Genomic DNA, 14,131 nt, shown 5'->3' on the forward strand with positions numbered 1-14,131 from the left:
GCGGCGTCAGCAGCCGGGGCCTGAGGGGTCTTCGGCGCAGGTGCGCTGCACGAGTCCCGTCCGCACCACGACGACACGCACGTCGTAGAACGCCGGAGCGGAGGTGACGGCCCCGGTGACCGGCCGCCACGTGCCCGTGCCGAAGTTCACGGCCGCGGTGTACACGACCCGCACTCCCGCGCGGTATGAGCCCGGGGCGCCGTAGACGTGACTGGTCGGGGTCGCCGTGTAGTCGGGAACGCCGAGGCGGGCCCAGCTCGATCCGCCCGTCGTCGTCGTGCGGCTCGTGCCGTCGCCGTGATCGAAACGGTACCCGGTTGGCGTGAAGCGCACGGTCACGTCGAACCCCAGCAGCGGCCCGCTTTGAAGCTGGACGGATGACGCTGCCACCAGATTCGTCGGCATCCCCACCACACCGAGACCCAGCGGTTCGCCCGTGACCGTCGGCAGAGCGGGAATGAAGGAGCGCAGATCTTCGGCGGTCACATCGGGGAGCGTCACGACGCTGTAGAGCGGTCGGCACAGAGCCGAGTCACATTCCTCCTCGGCTGCCGGGGGAGTGGTGCCCGAACCACCGCCGGGACCGCCGCCGGACCCGCCCTCGCCGTTCGACGCGCCGGGGTTGCCCGGAGTGGTGACCCCGGCGCCGACGTCGACCTGGGAGCCGTCCGTGGTGGCGCTGCATGTGCCGCTCCAGCTTCCGCCCAAGCACTGTGAAGCGTCGGCCCGCGCGGCGCCCGTGAACAAGAGCCCTATCGAGAGTGTGAGCACGAGCGGCGCGATCAGCATGCCGGACCGTCGTCTCTGCCGCTGACACTTTCCATGACAAGGAAGCGACCATCAGCGCTGGGACGAAATTCGACGCGCATCGACTGAATGTCCACTCGGTCCGCAGCCACAACCGAGCCACCGCTCTGATCGATGACGTCAACCCCTGAGACATCAAGACACACGTCGGCGGTCACGGAAAGGTCATTCTGGTCAAAGCTCGTGGGGAGGAATAGCTGAACTGAAGACGCGCCGGTCACAGATTCCCCATCAGCATGCATTTGGGCGAAGAGCTTTCGCTCGCCCGCATTCAAGTCGCCGGTCGTCCAGGCGTACACAGCCTCAAACGTCTCGGGGTCGGCGAGGTCTACCTGGTTCAGCGCATCGACATAAGCGCGATAGGTGGCTTCCGCCGCGGCGAAGGCCTCGGCCTCGGAACGGAAGGATGGGGCGGGCGTGGGCTCGATCACCGGATCGGCCGCGCACCCGGCGAGCAGGGCGGCGAGCAGGGCGGCGAGAGCCGCGACGACGAGGATCCGGGCGGGCCGCTGCACGCCCACACGCTAGCGCGGGGTGAAGCTCAGCGTCGGGACTTATCCACAGAGTAGGTCAGCTCGGCGAACTGACCGACCCGGCGCACTCCCTCGAGGCTCAGACGGTCCGATTCCAGCCGGCGGGGGAGTAGCGCCCGCCCCGACCCCAAAGTGACCGGGGCGACGCTCAGGACGATCTCGGTCAGGAGCCCCGCATCGGCGAACTGTCCGGCCAGGTCGCCGCCCCCGACGACCCAGACATCCTTCTCACCGGCCGCAGCGAGAATCTCGGCCCAGGTATCGACGACATCACCCGATCGGAAGCGGATGTCGGCGCCGGGAACGGCTTCCAATGCCCGGCTCGTGAAGACGAACGTCGGACGGTTCGCGTAGAACTGCGCCCACCTCTCCGGATGATCGAGCAGTTGATCGTGGTCCACCACCCACAGGTAGGTCGTGGACCCCTCGACGAGGACGCCGATGCGATCCATGAACAAGTCGATGCCGGCCTCCGCTTCGGAAGCATCCGGTACGGCAAAAAGCCAGTCGAGGGAATCGGACGCATCCGCGATGAAGCCGTCGAACGTGGCGGCGGTGTAGTAGACGACCCGGGTCATCCTGCAAATGTACGAGGCGCAACCGACATCCGCTCGACGATCCGAAAGACGGTCTAGCGGATAGGGGCGCCCGACGATAGGGGGTGGGGTCAAACCCGGGAGATTGATACAGATAGAACATGCACAAAATCCACTACGCGGGCGATTCGATCGTGACCGGGTCGGAGATCGCCCGCGCACTGCTGGACTACGCACAGGCTTTGTCGCAAGTGACTGCATCGGCCACCGTCGAGGTGCCGACGATGGAAGAAGATGGCGAACAGGGTCGAGTCGAGCTCCTCATCGGACCCGCCAGCCAGCTGATCGCGCACGAGGTGCGTACGGACGAAGCGGACCTGGTCGATGACGAGCTCGTCGACAGGATGACCACGGAGGCGACGCGTCTGCGTCAGTTCGGCTGGCACACGCCGACGGCGGGGGTTGTGCCGGTCGAGCCGAAGCAGGAGTGGACGGACCTCGAAGACTTTTGACGAACCCGCTGGCCTAAGCGTCGCTGAACTATGTGTTGACACAATAGTACAAACGGCAGCACAATAGGGGAGTGGACAGCTTCCTGACGATCGAAACCGCCGCAGCCACACCGCCTTTCGAACAGCTGCGAATCCAACTCATCGGCGCCATCGAGACGGGAAGACTGGTGCCCGGAGAACGGCTGCCGACGGTGAGACGGCTCGCGGAAGATCTCGGCATCGCCGCGGGGACGGTTGCGCGGGCGTATCGCGAGCTCGAGGCATCCGGTTTCGTCGAAACTCGGGGGAGAAACGGCACGTTCGTGGCACCGCATGGCGACGCCGCTCACCGGGAAGCACAGCGCGCGGCAATGGTATTCGCCGACCAGATTCGCGCCCTGCGCTTCGACACGGAAGAAGCGATGTCACTCGTGGCGGCTGCGCTGCAGACGGAAACGCGGACGGATGCGCTGACCTGACCTCTACCTACGTGCTCAGTCGGGGAGAACAGTCGGCAGTCAATTCTCATACGAACTGACATAATGTGCATTATCGGCGATTATCCACAGGCCTCGAGAGTGGCACGAAGGCCGTATCTCAAGACCCCCGGAGTTCTCCCAGCGCAGAGACGACGAGCCGTGGCGGATCGTCCGCAAACATCAGGGTGGCAAGAGTCTTCGTGCACGAGCGACAACGGACGATCGCCGCGGTGTCGTCGATCTCCACCCAGGCCTCCGCAATCCGAGCCGCCGTTCCGCATGCGCCACATACGGCGATCATCCCGGTCGGTTCGCCACCGAACAGACGCTCCAGAGCGCCAGCCAGCACATTGCCATCAACATGGTCGGCGTGAGCCGCACGCCTGTGTGGATCCATCATCCGCCCCCGAATCGTTCGGTTTTGATGCGTGCCGGATCGTGGCCGAGCTCGACAAGTCGACGCGAGACGACCTCGACGAACGCCGTCGGCCCACAGACGTACACCGTGGGCGAATCCGTCGCGGGAAAGACTGCCGCGGCGATCGTTTCGGCATTCAGTCGTCCGACGACACCCGGCCAGCCCGCGGGAGCATGCTGCGTGAACGCCCAGGTGAGATCGATCCCCTGCTCCCCCAGCATCATCAGATCATCGCGATATATCGCATCTTCCGGCGACTTGACCGAATACAACAAGCGGAACGGTTGGCCTGTGCCGGCGGCAGCCCGGGCGCGGGCGATGGCACGGAGCGGCACGATCCCCGATCCCCCCGCGATCAGCTGAACAGCCGACGCATCCTCGTCCCGCCAGACGAAGTACCCGCCGAGCGGACCGAGGATCTCGACGTGGTCCCCTGGTTGCGCGTCATGCACCAGATACGGCGACACCTCGCCCTCAGGGTGCGCGTCCACCGCGAGCTCGATCCGCTCGCCCTGACCCGACGTGCCCAGAGAGTACGAGCGCACCGCTTGATAGCCGTCCTCCGCGGTCAAACGGACGTCGACATGTTGACCCGGAAGATTGCCCGGCCATCCGGGCACATCGATGCCCAGAACCCGCGCATTGGGAGTGACTTTCGTGACGTCCGCAACCTGCGCGACGGCCCACGTACGAGGGTTTACCAATAGCGTTCCTCGGTCCAGGGGTCACCGTGGGTGTGGTACCCGTTCTGCTCCCAGAATCCCGGGTCATCGTGCGCCTGCAGCGTGATGCCCCGAACCCACTTGGCGCTCTTCCAGAAGTACAGGTGCGGCACGAGCAGCCGTGCGGGGCCGCCGTGCTCGGGATCGAGCGGCTCACCGTCGAACTCGAACGCGATCCACGACTTACCGCCGAGCAGATCTTCGAGAGCGAGGTTCGTCGTATAGCCACCGTAGGAGTGGACCATGACGTATTCATCGGCTGTGTCGATTCCGGCGAAGAGCGTGTCGAGCGAAACACCCCGCCACGTCGTTTCCAACTTCGACCAGCGTGTGACGCAATGGATGTCGGTGTGCACATCCTCGATCGGCAGCGCGTGGATCTCGTCCCACGTCCAGTTGGTGACGACACCCTTCTCCGTGCCAATCGAGAAGGCCCACTCCCCCGTGTCGATCCGGGGCGTCGGACCGGCAGAGAGCACCGGGAAGTCAGCGGTGAGGTACTGGCCCGGCGGGAGTCGCGGATCGCTCTCACGTCGTCGCTCACCGAATCCTCGCGAGAAGATCGCCACGTCAGCCTCCCGTCACGCCCGATCGGGCTCCGAAATCGTGCCCGGTTGGGGCAAGTCCGAGCCACAGCGTATCCGAGCGCACCTCGTCCGCGACACAGCGGATCGTCGCAAATCGTTACGCTCGAGTCGTGACACTCCCCCACGCACTGCGCCTCCCCGGCGGAAGCCGTACGCAGTGAGTGGGATCCTCACCGGGTTCGCCGTCGTCGGACTCGCCATCGCGCTGGGTTATGTTCTCGGACGACAGGGACTACTCGGCGAGCACGCACGCTTTGTCCTGTCTCGTCTGACCTTCTTCGTTCTCTCGCCATTCCTGCTGTTCGTGGTCCTGGCCGAGGCGGATATACCGACGCTGTTCTCCGCGCTCCTGCCCGTCTCGGCGCTGACAGCGATCTCGATGTTCGCGGTCTACGCGGTCCTCGCTCGCTTGCTCTGGCGACGCGGGCTGGGAGACACCGTTGTGGGTGCGCTCGGTTCCGGCTACGTGAATGCGAACAACATCGGCATTCCGATCGCGCTCTACCTGCTGGGCAACGCCGCATTCTCGGCACCCGTGATCCTCGCCCAGTTGCTCGTCTTCATGCCGATCGCTCTCGTGTTGCTCGACGCGTCGACCAGCGCGTCGGCGCCATCCGTCGGGCGCATCCTCAGGCAGACAGCCCGTAACCCGATGCTCATCGGCGCGGCGCTCGGTGTCGTCGTGGCGCTCACCGGGATCCAGTTGCCACCCGTCGTGTGGGAGCCGATCGCACTGATCGCGGGCGCATGCGTTCCCATCTTGTTGATCTCGTACGGCCTCTCCCTGCCCGGGGCCCGGGTGCTGACGACGAAAGGGCGCCGCCGCGACATCTTGTTGGCCAGTGGGCTCAAACTCGTCGCGATGCCGCTCGTCGCGTGGGCGCTCGCGCAGTTCGTGTTCGCGCTCCCCCGCGACCAGGTTCTGTCGGTCGTCGTGTTGGCCGCGCTGCCAACCGCGCAGAACGTCTTCAATTTCGCGCAGCGCTACGACGTCGGCGAACGCATCGCGCGCGACACGATTTTCTTGACGACGATCGGATGCATCCCGGTGCTGCTGATCGTCGCGTTCCTGCTGTCGTAAAAGTCAGACGACACGCACTCGCCGACTACCTGTGCACGACGCCATGACAGCGCTAACCTGGTGTCTCACAGGTATTTCCCAGAAAGGACACTCCCATGTCCACCGACATTCCCGTTGAAAAGGCTGCCGTCAACGGCATCCGCACCGCCCTCGGCCTGAGCGGTGCCATCGCGCTCATCGTGGGTATCCTCATCCTCGTCTGGCCCGGACGCACCGCGATCGTCGTCACCGCCATCATCGCGGTCTACGCAATCGTCGGCGGCCTCGTATATGCCGGTCTCGGCATCTTCTCGAAGTCGATGGGCGGTTGGGCACGCGTCGGCCACATTGTGCTCGGCGTGATCTACGTCATCGCCGGCATCATCGCCTTCTTCAACCTCGGCGCAACCGCTGCGTGGCTCGCGCTGTTCCTCGGCATTCTCGTCGGCATCATGTGGATCGTCGAAGGCGTCGTGGCACTCACGACCCTCGGCGGCTCGGCATCGAAGGGCTGGACGGTGTTCTTCGCGATCATCAGCATCATCGCCGGCATCGTTCTGCTCTTCTCCCCCATCTGGGGCGCCGTGGTGCTCTGGTGGCTGCTCGGCATCTCGCTCGTCGTGCTCGGCATCATTCAGATCGTCCGCGCGTTCAGCTTCAAGTCGCTGTAGCCGATCGTTCGCAACACGCGAAAAGCGCGCATCCCCGACGACGGGATGCGCGCTTTTTCGTGCGGCAGGTCAGCCGAAGTCGGTGGTGTCCCCGACGAGGCGCGTGTTGTCCTCCGGAATCGGATCGACAGCCGCGCGCGCGATCTCGGCGGCGAACTCGCCCACGTTGTAGAGCTTGCCGGCGGATTCGCGCCGCGAGGCGATGGCGCCGGGGTTTGCCCGCTCGAGCAGGGTGGCCGTGATGGTCCCCTCGATCATGTCGCCCGAAACGACGACGAACTCGATCCCGCGCTCCGTCAGATCGGGGATGAGTTCACGCAGCGCATCTTCGCCCGCGCGCTTCGACAAAGCGACGGGTTCGTACTCGGGCATCGTCGGCGTCGTACGGATGAAGTGGGCCTGGTGGCTCGTCACGAACACGACGCGTGAGCCCGCACCGAGCAGCGGCAGTGCGCGCTGCAGCGCACCGACTTGGGCATCACGGTTGAGCAGGAGCGCGTAGTCCTCGCCCATTCCGCTCTCCATGCCCCCCGAGGCGTTCAGGACCAGGATGTCGAGTCCACCGAACTCCCGCTCCACCTCGGCGTACATCGTGCCGACCGAATCGGCGTCGGTGAGGTCCGCGCCGATGACGAGCGCGCGAACACCGAGCTCGCGGACCTGAGCGGCGAGCTTCTCGGCCCGGGGCGCCTTGTTGCGGAAGTTGATGACGACGTCCGCGCCCGCCTCGGCGAGGTATCGGACCGTATCGGCACCGATTCCGCGGGATGAGCCCGTCACGAGCACCCGCTTTCCTGCGAGCGAACCGGGTGCGAGGGGCTGTGACATGCGTACTCCTGGGGTGGCGGGGTGAGACGTTCTCGACCCTACCAAGTGGGCGTTGATCGCCCGTTCTTACGGCAAGTCCCCCGGCCTTTCGGGCACTACCGCGTGCTAGGTTCGTTGAGGAGGAGGCTTCCCATGGAACTCATCCAGAACATCGAGCAGTTCGCGTGGATCGGATGGATCGTTCTGATCCTCGTCTTCTTCACGATCGAGACTTTGACGCTCGAAATGACCTTCCTGATGCTGGGACTCGGCGGTGTCGCTGGCCTGGCCTCGGACTTCGCGGGTGCGCCACTCTGGCTGCAGGTCATCATCGCCGCCGCTGTCGCCGCTCTTCTCCTGCTCGTGCTCCGGCCGCCCCTGCTGCGACGCCTGCGGCGGGGTGAGGATCCTGCGCTCAGCAATATTGATGCACTTCGCGGCATGCTCGGTGTCGTCGTCTCCACCGTCGGTCCGATGGGCGGGCAGGTCCGCCTCGCGAATGGCGAAACGTGGACGGCCCGCGCAGCGACGGCGATCGAGATCACCCCCGGCGTCGCGGTCACCGTCACGCTGATCGATGGAGCCACCGCCATCGTGCAGCCGGTCGAAACAACGCAAGCAATCCAGGAGGACTTCCCCGCATGATCGAGGACATCATCCCCACCGCGATCGGATGGGCGCTTGCGCTCGTCGTTTTCATCTTCGTCGTCGTCGTCATCGCTCGGTCGATCCGCATCATTCCGCAAGCCTCCGCGGGAGTCGTCGAGCGACTCGGGCGCTACCGCCGCACCCTCATGCCGGGGCTGAACGTGCTGGTGCCGTTCATCGACCGAGTTCGCCCCCTGATCGATCTGCGCGAGCAGGTCGTATCGTTTCCCCCGCAGCCCGTCATCACCGAAGACAACCTCGTCGTCTCGATCGACACGGTCATCTACTTCCAAGTGACGGACCCCCGCGCGGCCACCTACGAGATCAACAACTATCTCGGTGCCGTCGAACAACTGACGACCACGACGCTTCGTAACGTCGTCGGAGGCCTGAACCTCGAAGAAGCGCTGACGAGCCGCGATGAGATCAACCAGAAGCTGCGCATCGTGCTGGACGAGGCGACCGGCAAGTGGGGCATCCGCGTCGGTCGCGTCGAGCTGAAAGCGATCGACCCGCCCGCCTCCATCCAGGATTCGATGGAGAAGCAGATGCGTGCCGAGCGTGACCGACGCGCTCTCATCCTGACGGCCGAGGGCACGAAACAATCTGCGATCTTGACCGCCGAGGGCGCTCGCCAGGCCGAGATCCTCCGCGCCGAGGGAGACAAAGCCGCGGCGGTTCTGCGCGCCGAGGGCGAGGCTCAGGCGATCCAGACCGTCTTCCACGCCATCCACGTAGGCGACCCAGACGAGAAACTCCTGGCCTACCAGTACCTGCAGATGTTGCCGAAGATCAGTGAGGGTGAATCGAACAAGCTCTGGATCATTCCCAGCGAGTTCACCGCTGCGCTCAGTGGCATCACAAGCGCCTTCGGTGTGAAGCCGGCGACACCCGAGCAGCCCGCTCCCCCGGCGCCGAGCGGTCGCGTTCCTCCGCTCGCCTGACCGTCTCTCGTGAGCCACCCCTGGTTCGCCAGTGCGCGCACGCCCCGCGTGCTGGCTCATCGCGGGCTCGTCACGCCGCGCACGGCGCGTGAGGGAATCGTAGAGAACTCTTTCGCGGCCCTGGCGCAGGCACACGCCACAGGCGTCCTGTACGTCGAATCCGACTGCCATGTCACCCGCGACGGTGCCGTCGTCCTCTTCCACGACAACGACCTGAAACGCGTCGCCGGCGACCCCCGCCCGATAGCGGATGTCGAGTTGGGCGAACTCCAGGACCTGATGGCATCGCGCGGCGGTCTCGCGACTTTGAGCCAGGCGCTCGAGGCCTTTCCCACCCTCCGCTTCAATCTCGACGTCAAAGCCGCGGCGGCAGCTGCCTCGGTCGGACGCGAGGTCGCCGAGCACGGCGCGCGGGTCCTGCTCACGAGCTTCTCGGACCGGCGGCGTCGCGCCGCGCTGGCCACAGCACGCTCTGCCGCCGGAGCCGTGAGACCCGCGACATCCGCTGGCACCGCCACCATCGGCCGGCTCGTCGCCGCGCTGGCCATCCTTCCCGCGCGCGCCACTACTCGACTGTTCGCGGGACTGGACGCCATCCAGATCCCCGAACGCCACGGGCGCTTTCGCGTCCTCACACCGCGGCTCGTCCGTGCCGCGCACGCGGCGGGCGTAGAGGTGCACGTCTGGACCGTGAACGATCCGGCGGACATGCGCCGCCTGGTGCGACGAGGAGTGGACGGGATCGTCACCGATAGGGCGGACGTCGCGCTCGACGCATTGAGGTAGCCACGTCACTCGCGCAGGCCGTGACTCTGTGCGTTGACTGGGAATGCCCCGGCGGCACGGCCCGTTCGGATGATCCACCCAGGTCATGGCGTTATACCGGAGGAAGGAGTCATACGACTCCGTCATACACACGCCGAGGAGACCACACGATGGCAGATCGCAGCCTACGGGGCATGCGTCTCGGCGCCCAGAGCCTACAGAGCGAAGAGGGCGTCGTATTCATGGAACGCACGGAGTACACCTACGCGTGTACCGTGTGCGAACGAGAGACCAAGCTGGTGTTCGCGGCGGACGCCGAGGCACCGGAAGCCTGGGAGTGCCGCACATGCGGTGCCGAGGCCGCACTGGTCGTTGACAACGAGGCCGTGACGATCGATCACAGCGCCGACAAGATTCCGCGTACGCACTGGGACATGCTGCTCGAGCGTCGTTCACGCGCCGAGCTCGAGGAACTCCTCGAAGAACGCCTCGCGTACCTGCGGGCACGGCGCGGTGCCGGCCAGAACCCCGACAGCCTGCTGCTCGGGGCGTAGCCCACACGCCACCGAGAAGGGACCGGGTGCTTCGGCATCCGGTCCCTTCTTCATGTCTGGCCGACAGTTCTCACACCGCGCGCCTGCGCGTTCTCAGCAACAGCCCCAGTCCCGCGAGCGACAACAGGCTCGCGGCCGCGATCCCGATCGGCACCGCGTCGCCCATCACCACGGCCGGAGTCAGTCCGGTTCGCAGGGGAACCTCGGTGAGCATGTATCCGGCTTCGTCCACGGGAAGACCGTCGATCACAACGCCGTCCGGCGCGATCACCTGGCTCGTGCCCACGGTCGACAGGTTCACCACGGCCCGACCCGTTTCGATCGCGCGCATGCGGGCGAACGCGAGCTGTTGCACGTTCTCGTCCGTCCCCCGGAAGTCCGCATTGTTCGTCTGGAACATGTACACCTGTGCGCCCTCGCGGGCCCCGTTCCAGATGACCTCGTCGTAGATGACGTCGAAACAGATCGCGAGGCCGACACCGACTCCATCGACATCGAAGAGCGGCGCATCGGTGCCCGGTGTGTACTCGCGCTGGATCAGGTCGATCAGGTCGGGCGCGAACAGGCGGTAGAACCAGCGGTCCGGAACGTATTCACCGAACGGCACGGGGTGTCTCTTGTCGTACGTGGCAACCGCGCCCTCCCCCGCCTTCCACAGTATCGACGTGTTGAAGAACAGTCCGTCGCGTTCGGTGGCGGCGTTCACGATCAGCGGCGCATCGACACGCTCGGACACGTTGTCGAGCGTTCTCGCGGTGTCCGAGTTGTTCAGCGGATCGGAGTCCAGGCCACCCTCGGGCCACAGCAGCACGTCCATCTCTTGGCCATAGAGCGGCCGAGTGGCGGCGAGCTGCGCGGCGAGTACCGCATTCGCCGGAGCACCGTCGAAGTAGCCCGACGGACCGTTCCCCTGAACGGATCCCACACGCAGGGTCCCCGCGTCTGTGGTCGGAAACTGCGGCGCAACGGTGATCAGCAGGATGACCACCGCCGTGGGCGCCGCGGTACGCAGATCTCGGAACCTCGCGGCGCGCGCGTACTCGATCAGCGCAGCGCAGGCTGCCACCACCAGGAAAGACAATCCTGTGACGCCCAGCCAGGACGCGGCCTCCGCAAAGGGCCCGTTTGTCTGAGTTATGCCCACCCGGCCCCAGGGATACCCGCCATACGGCCACGTCCCGACGACCAGTTCGCGTACGCACCACAAGCCGGCGACGAGGGCCGGCAGCGCAATCAGGCGTGACCACAGTCCCGGCAGCACACGGGGCAGCCAGCGATAGGCCAACGCGATCAAGACGGTCAGTACGGCGGTGATGGCCGCCTCGAACAACGACAGTGCAAGCCAGGGAACGGGGCCGAGATACCGCGCCGTGAAAACCTGGTTCGAGAGGAAGAACGGAGCCGCGAAAGCGAACCCCACCAGGACAGCACCCCAAACCCCCCGTCCGATGATGGAGATGAGCGCAAGCACCACGGCGACGAAAGCTGCGGGCCACCACGCGACGTCGGGATAGGCCAGATCGAGCGCAAACCCGCCCGCGACCGAAGTGAGGACGGCGGCCCACAGCGGCAGGAGGGGCCGGGGCATGAGCTCAGACACCCGAGTAGGCAACGATTCCGCGCCGCACCGCATCGAGCGCGGTTCGTGCCGTGCGTCCCAACTCGCCGTCGGCCACGATCGAAAGCTGATCGAGCAGATCGATCAACTGTTTGCACCACCGCACGAAGTCTCCCGCAGCCATATCGGCGTCTTCCAGAACACGGTCCAAGGGCATCCCGCGCGCCCAGGCGCGGATCGCGCGGGCGAGACCCGTGGCGAGGGGCTCTGATCCCGGCAGGCGATGCTCGCGCTCGAGGTCGTCCAGGTCAGACCAGAGCTCTTCCGTGGCGCTCAAGGCGACGCGGAACTCGCCGCCGGGCAGCCCGTGCTCGCCCGGGCCCGCCGAGTCGCGGCGCGGTTCGTAGACGAGGCAACTGGCGAGGGCGGCCAGCGACGGCGCATCCAACCGGTCCCACAGACCACGTCGCAGCGACTCAGCAACAAGAAGGTCGCGTTCACCGTAAATCCGGCGCATCGTGCGCCCCGCAGCGGTCAGCGTGGTTCCGCCGTCCTCCCCCACGCGCAAGTAGTCGAGCGCGGCGAGCACATCGGTGACGCGGTCGAACTGCCGCGCGACCGTACCCGTGCGGGTGTCGATCTCGCGTCGGGTCTTATCGATCTGTCGCTTGAGCTTCCAGTACCGCTCGGCCCAGCGGGCGTGCGCCTCACGATCCGGGCAGGTGTGCGACGGATGTCTCTGCATCCGCGTGCGCAGATCGCGGATCTGAGTCTGCCGGCGCTCGCGCGCACCCTTTGAACCGAGGAACTCTCCGCGGTTCTGTTTCTCGAGATCGCTCAGTTCGCGCCGGATGCCCGAATACTCGGCGAAGTCGCCGCGATCGCAGGTCATCGACTTCGCGTAGCCGTTAAGCGACTCTTCCTGCTCGCGCACCTGGCGGGCGAGGCCCACGACGGCACGGTCGGCCTGGAACTGTGCGAACGAGGATTCGAGCAGCTCGCGGGCGCGTGCTCGACCGTACCGGTCGATCAGGTTGACGGCCATGTTGTACGTCGGGCGGAAGCTCGAGTGCAACGGATACGTGCGTCGCGACGCGAGCGCCGCAACCGCCTGCGGGTCGAGCCCCTCGGTCCACTGGATGACCGCGTGGCCCTCGACGTCGATTCCCCGCCGCCCGGCTCGTCCGGTCAGCTGGGTGTACTCCCCCGACGTGATCGCGACGCGCGCCTCGCCGTTGAACTTCTCGAGCTTCTCGAGCACCACGGTGCGGGCGGGCATGTTGATGCCCAGCGCAAGGGTCTCGGTCGCGAACACGGCCCGCACGAGCTTGCGCTGGAAGAGCTCTTCGACGACCTCTTTGAAAGCGGGCAGGATGCCGGCATGGTGCGCCGCGACGCCCCGCTCGAGATTCTCGCGCCACTCCCAAAAGCCGAGGACGGCAAGATCCTCGTCGGGGAGCGAGCGTGTGCGATCCTCCACGACAGCCCGAATCTCGGCTCGTTCTTCGGGCGTCGTCAGACGGAGGTTCGCGCGACGGACCTGGGCCACGGCCTGCTCGCACCCCGCGCGACTGAAGATGAAGAAGATGGCGGGCAGCAGATTGTTGCGGCGGAGCAATTCGACCACCTCGGGGCGGTCCATCCGCTCGATGCGCTGCACGTTACTCGGCCGAACCGGACGCTGACCGCCTGACCGTTGACCAGCCGACCGTTGACCAGTTTTGTGAGGACGCCCCCGCGACTGCTCGTAACGACCGGTCTGGCGGGCGCTGTTCATGCTCTGTGCGCGGCGATTGTTCTCGAAGTTCGGGCCCTTGGGCGAACGGATCCGCATGAGTTCTTGATTGACCTGGGCGGTCGCAATGCCCGCGCGGTCGTCGAAGAGCGGTAGCAGATCGGTTCGTACCAGCACGTGCTGTTCCAGGGGAACGGGCCGGATCTCGGACACGATGACCTCGGTGTCGCCGCGGACCGTGTCGAGCCAGTCACCGAACTCCTCCGCATTGGACACGGTGGCCGACAGTGAGACCAGCCGCACCGAGCGATGCAGGTGGATGATGACTTCCTCCCACACGGCACCGCGGAAGCGGTCGGCGAGGTAGTGGACCTCATCCATCACGACGAACGCAAGATCGCGCAGTGCGGGCGAGTCGGCGTAGAGCATGTTCCGCAGCACCTCCGTCGTCATGACGACGACCCGGGCGTTGCCGTTGATGTTGGTGTCGCCCGTCAGCAGCCCGACCTGGTCGGCTCCGTAGACCTGTTGCAGCTCACGGAACTTCTGGTTCGAGAGCGCCTTCATCGGCGTCGTGTAGAACGCCTTGCCACGGGGCGACAGCATTGCGAGATGGATGGCGAACTCGCCCACGATCGTCTTGCCCGCGCCGGTCGGGGCGGCGACCAGCACGCTGCGACCCTCTTCAAGCGCCTGGCATCCGGCGATCTGGAACGGATCGAGGTCGAACGGCTGAGCTTCGGCAAAGGCTGAGGTGACGGGGTGACGCTGCGCTTCGCGCGCCGCGGCGAACCTTTCCGCCGGGGACGGGATCTC

The 14,131-nt window shown here is 65.9% G+C and carries 17 protein-coding genes; 8 read left to right on the top strand and 9 right to left on the bottom strand.

Annotation, left to right across the window (positions count from 1 at the left end; genetic code table 11):
- Positions 1-6: 6 nt before the first annotated feature.
- Genes CGU34_RS00900 through CGU34_RS00910 form a run of 3 tightly spaced genes read right to left on the bottom strand, consistent with a single transcriptional unit; the run spans position 7 to position 1,918 of the window.
- On the bottom strand, positions 7-789 hold the full coding sequence (locus CGU34_RS00900) for a hypothetical protein (RefSeq protein WP_100812960.1): 783 nt from the start codon (positions 787-789) through the stop codon (positions 7-9).
- Positions 783-1,322 (bottom strand): hypothetical protein, encoded by a 540-nt coding sequence (locus tag CGU34_RS00905; RefSeq protein ID WP_157811175.1) that lies wholly within the window; start codon positions 1,320-1,322, stop codon positions 783-785. Before CGU34_RS00905 ends, CGU34_RS00900 begins: the two co-directional genes overlap by 7 nt.
- Positions 1,323-1,348: 26 nt before the next feature.
- Positions 1,349-1,918, bottom strand: coding sequence for a dihydrofolate reductase family protein (locus tag CGU34_RS00910; protein ID WP_100812962.1), 570 nt, complete (start codon positions 1,916-1,918; stop codon positions 1,349-1,351).
- Positions 1,919-2,037: 119 nt separating this feature from the next.
- Between CGU34_RS00910 and CGU34_RS00915 the strand changes: the two genes are divergently transcribed.
- Positions 2,038-2,388: a hypothetical protein gene (locus CGU34_RS00915; protein ID WP_100812963.1), complete on the top strand. Its 351-nt coding sequence runs from the start codon at positions 2,038-2,040 to the stop codon at positions 2,386-2,388.
- A gap of 71 nt (positions 2,389-2,459) precedes the next feature.
- A complete protein-coding gene (locus tag CGU34_RS00920; protein ID WP_100812964.1) occupies positions 2,460-2,846 on the top strand; it encodes a GntR family transcriptional regulator in 387 nt (128 codons plus the stop codon).
- 118 nt (positions 2,847-2,964) lie between these two features.
- On the opposite strand, the gene CGU34_RS17295 is transcribed toward CGU34_RS00920, so the two are convergent.
- Genes CGU34_RS17295 through CGU34_RS00935 form a run of 3 tightly spaced genes read right to left on the bottom strand, consistent with a single transcriptional unit; the run spans position 2,965 to position 4,555 of the window.
- Entirely contained in the window at positions 2,965-3,246 is a 282-nt protein-coding gene (locus CGU34_RS17295; protein ID WP_332870603.1) for a DUF6510 family protein, read from the bottom strand.
- Positions 3,243-3,968 carry an FAD-binding oxidoreductase gene (locus CGU34_RS00930; protein WP_198517638.1) on the bottom strand — a complete coding sequence of 242 codons (726 nt, stop codon included), beginning with the start codon at positions 3,966-3,968 and terminating at the stop codon, positions 3,243-3,245. The genes CGU34_RS17295 and CGU34_RS00930 overlap by 4 nt, the downstream gene beginning before the upstream one ends.
- Positions 3,962-4,555 carry a sulfite oxidase-like oxidoreductase gene (locus CGU34_RS00935; RefSeq protein ID WP_036296206.1) on the bottom strand — a complete coding sequence of 198 codons (594 nt, stop codon included), beginning with the start codon at positions 4,553-4,555 and terminating at the stop codon, positions 3,962-3,964. The genes CGU34_RS00930 and CGU34_RS00935 overlap by 7 nt, the downstream gene beginning before the upstream one ends.
- Positions 4,556-4,730: 175 nt before the next feature.
- Between CGU34_RS00935 and CGU34_RS00940 the strand changes: the two genes are divergently transcribed.
- On the top strand, positions 4,731-5,654 hold the full coding sequence (locus tag CGU34_RS00940; RefSeq protein WP_100812967.1) for an AEC family transporter: 924 nt from the start codon (positions 4,731-4,733) through the stop codon (positions 5,652-5,654).
- A 95-nt stretch (positions 5,655-5,749) separates the two neighbouring features.
- The gene (locus tag CGU34_RS00945) at positions 5,750-6,304 is read left to right on the top strand and encodes an HdeD family acid-resistance protein (protein WP_100812968.1); all 555 of its coding nucleotides are present in this window, start codon (positions 5,750-5,752) and stop codon (positions 6,302-6,304) included.
- Positions 6,305-6,373: 69 nt separating this feature from the next.
- Here the strand turns inward: CGU34_RS00945 and CGU34_RS00950 are convergent, their stop codons facing one another.
- Complete coding sequence (locus tag CGU34_RS00950) at positions 6,374-7,132, bottom strand: SDR family oxidoreductase (RefSeq protein WP_100812969.1); 759 nt, start codon at positions 7,130-7,132, stop codon at positions 6,374-6,376.
- 132 nt (positions 7,133-7,264) lie between these two features.
- Here CGU34_RS00950 and CGU34_RS00955 point away from each other — a divergent pair, with 132 nt between their 5' ends.
- The 4 genes from CGU34_RS00955 to CGU34_RS00970 all read left to right on the top strand — a co-directional run bounded on the left by CGU34_RS00955 (position 7,265) and on the right by CGU34_RS00970 (position 10,022).
- Positions 7,265-7,756, top strand: a complete 492-nt coding sequence (locus CGU34_RS00955; RefSeq protein WP_100812970.1) for an NfeD family protein — start codon at positions 7,265-7,267, stop codon at positions 7,754-7,756.
- The gene (locus tag CGU34_RS00960) at positions 7,753-8,703 is read left to right on the top strand and encodes an SPFH domain-containing protein (protein WP_100812971.1); all 951 of its coding nucleotides are present in this window, start codon (positions 7,753-7,755) and stop codon (positions 8,701-8,703) included. The genes CGU34_RS00955 and CGU34_RS00960 overlap by 4 nt, the downstream gene beginning before the upstream one ends.
- A 9-nt stretch (positions 8,704-8,712) precedes the next feature.
- Entirely contained in the window at positions 8,713-9,489 is a 777-nt protein-coding gene (locus tag CGU34_RS00965) for a glycerophosphodiester phosphodiesterase family protein (protein WP_100812972.1), read from the top strand.
- Positions 9,490-9,638: 149 nt separating this feature from the next.
- Positions 9,639-10,022 carry an RNA polymerase-binding protein RbpA gene (locus tag CGU34_RS00970; protein ID WP_036296185.1) on the top strand — a complete coding sequence of 128 codons (384 nt, stop codon included), beginning with the start codon at positions 9,639-9,641 and terminating at the stop codon, positions 10,020-10,022.
- A 70-nt stretch (positions 10,023-10,092) separates the two neighbouring features.
- Here the strand turns inward: CGU34_RS00970 and lnt are convergent, their stop codons facing one another.
- Both lnt and CGU34_RS00980 read right to left on the bottom strand, forming a co-directional pair.
- Positions 10,093-11,610, bottom strand: coding sequence for an apolipoprotein N-acyltransferase (gene lnt / locus CGU34_RS00975; protein ID WP_100813202.1), 1,518 nt, complete (start codon positions 11,608-11,610; stop codon positions 10,093-10,095).
- 4 nt (positions 11,611-11,614) lie between these two features.
- On the bottom strand, positions 11,615-14,128 hold the full coding sequence (locus CGU34_RS00980) for a DEAD/DEAH box helicase (RefSeq protein ID WP_100813201.1): 2,514 nt from the start codon (positions 14,126-14,128) through the stop codon (positions 11,615-11,617).
- Positions 14,129-14,131: the final 3 nt, after the last annotated feature.

This window comes from Microbacterium lacus (genome assembly GCF_002812805.1).
Taxonomy (GTDB): Bacteria; Actinomycetota; Actinomycetes; order Actinomycetales; family Microbacteriaceae; genus Microbacterium; species Microbacterium lacus_A.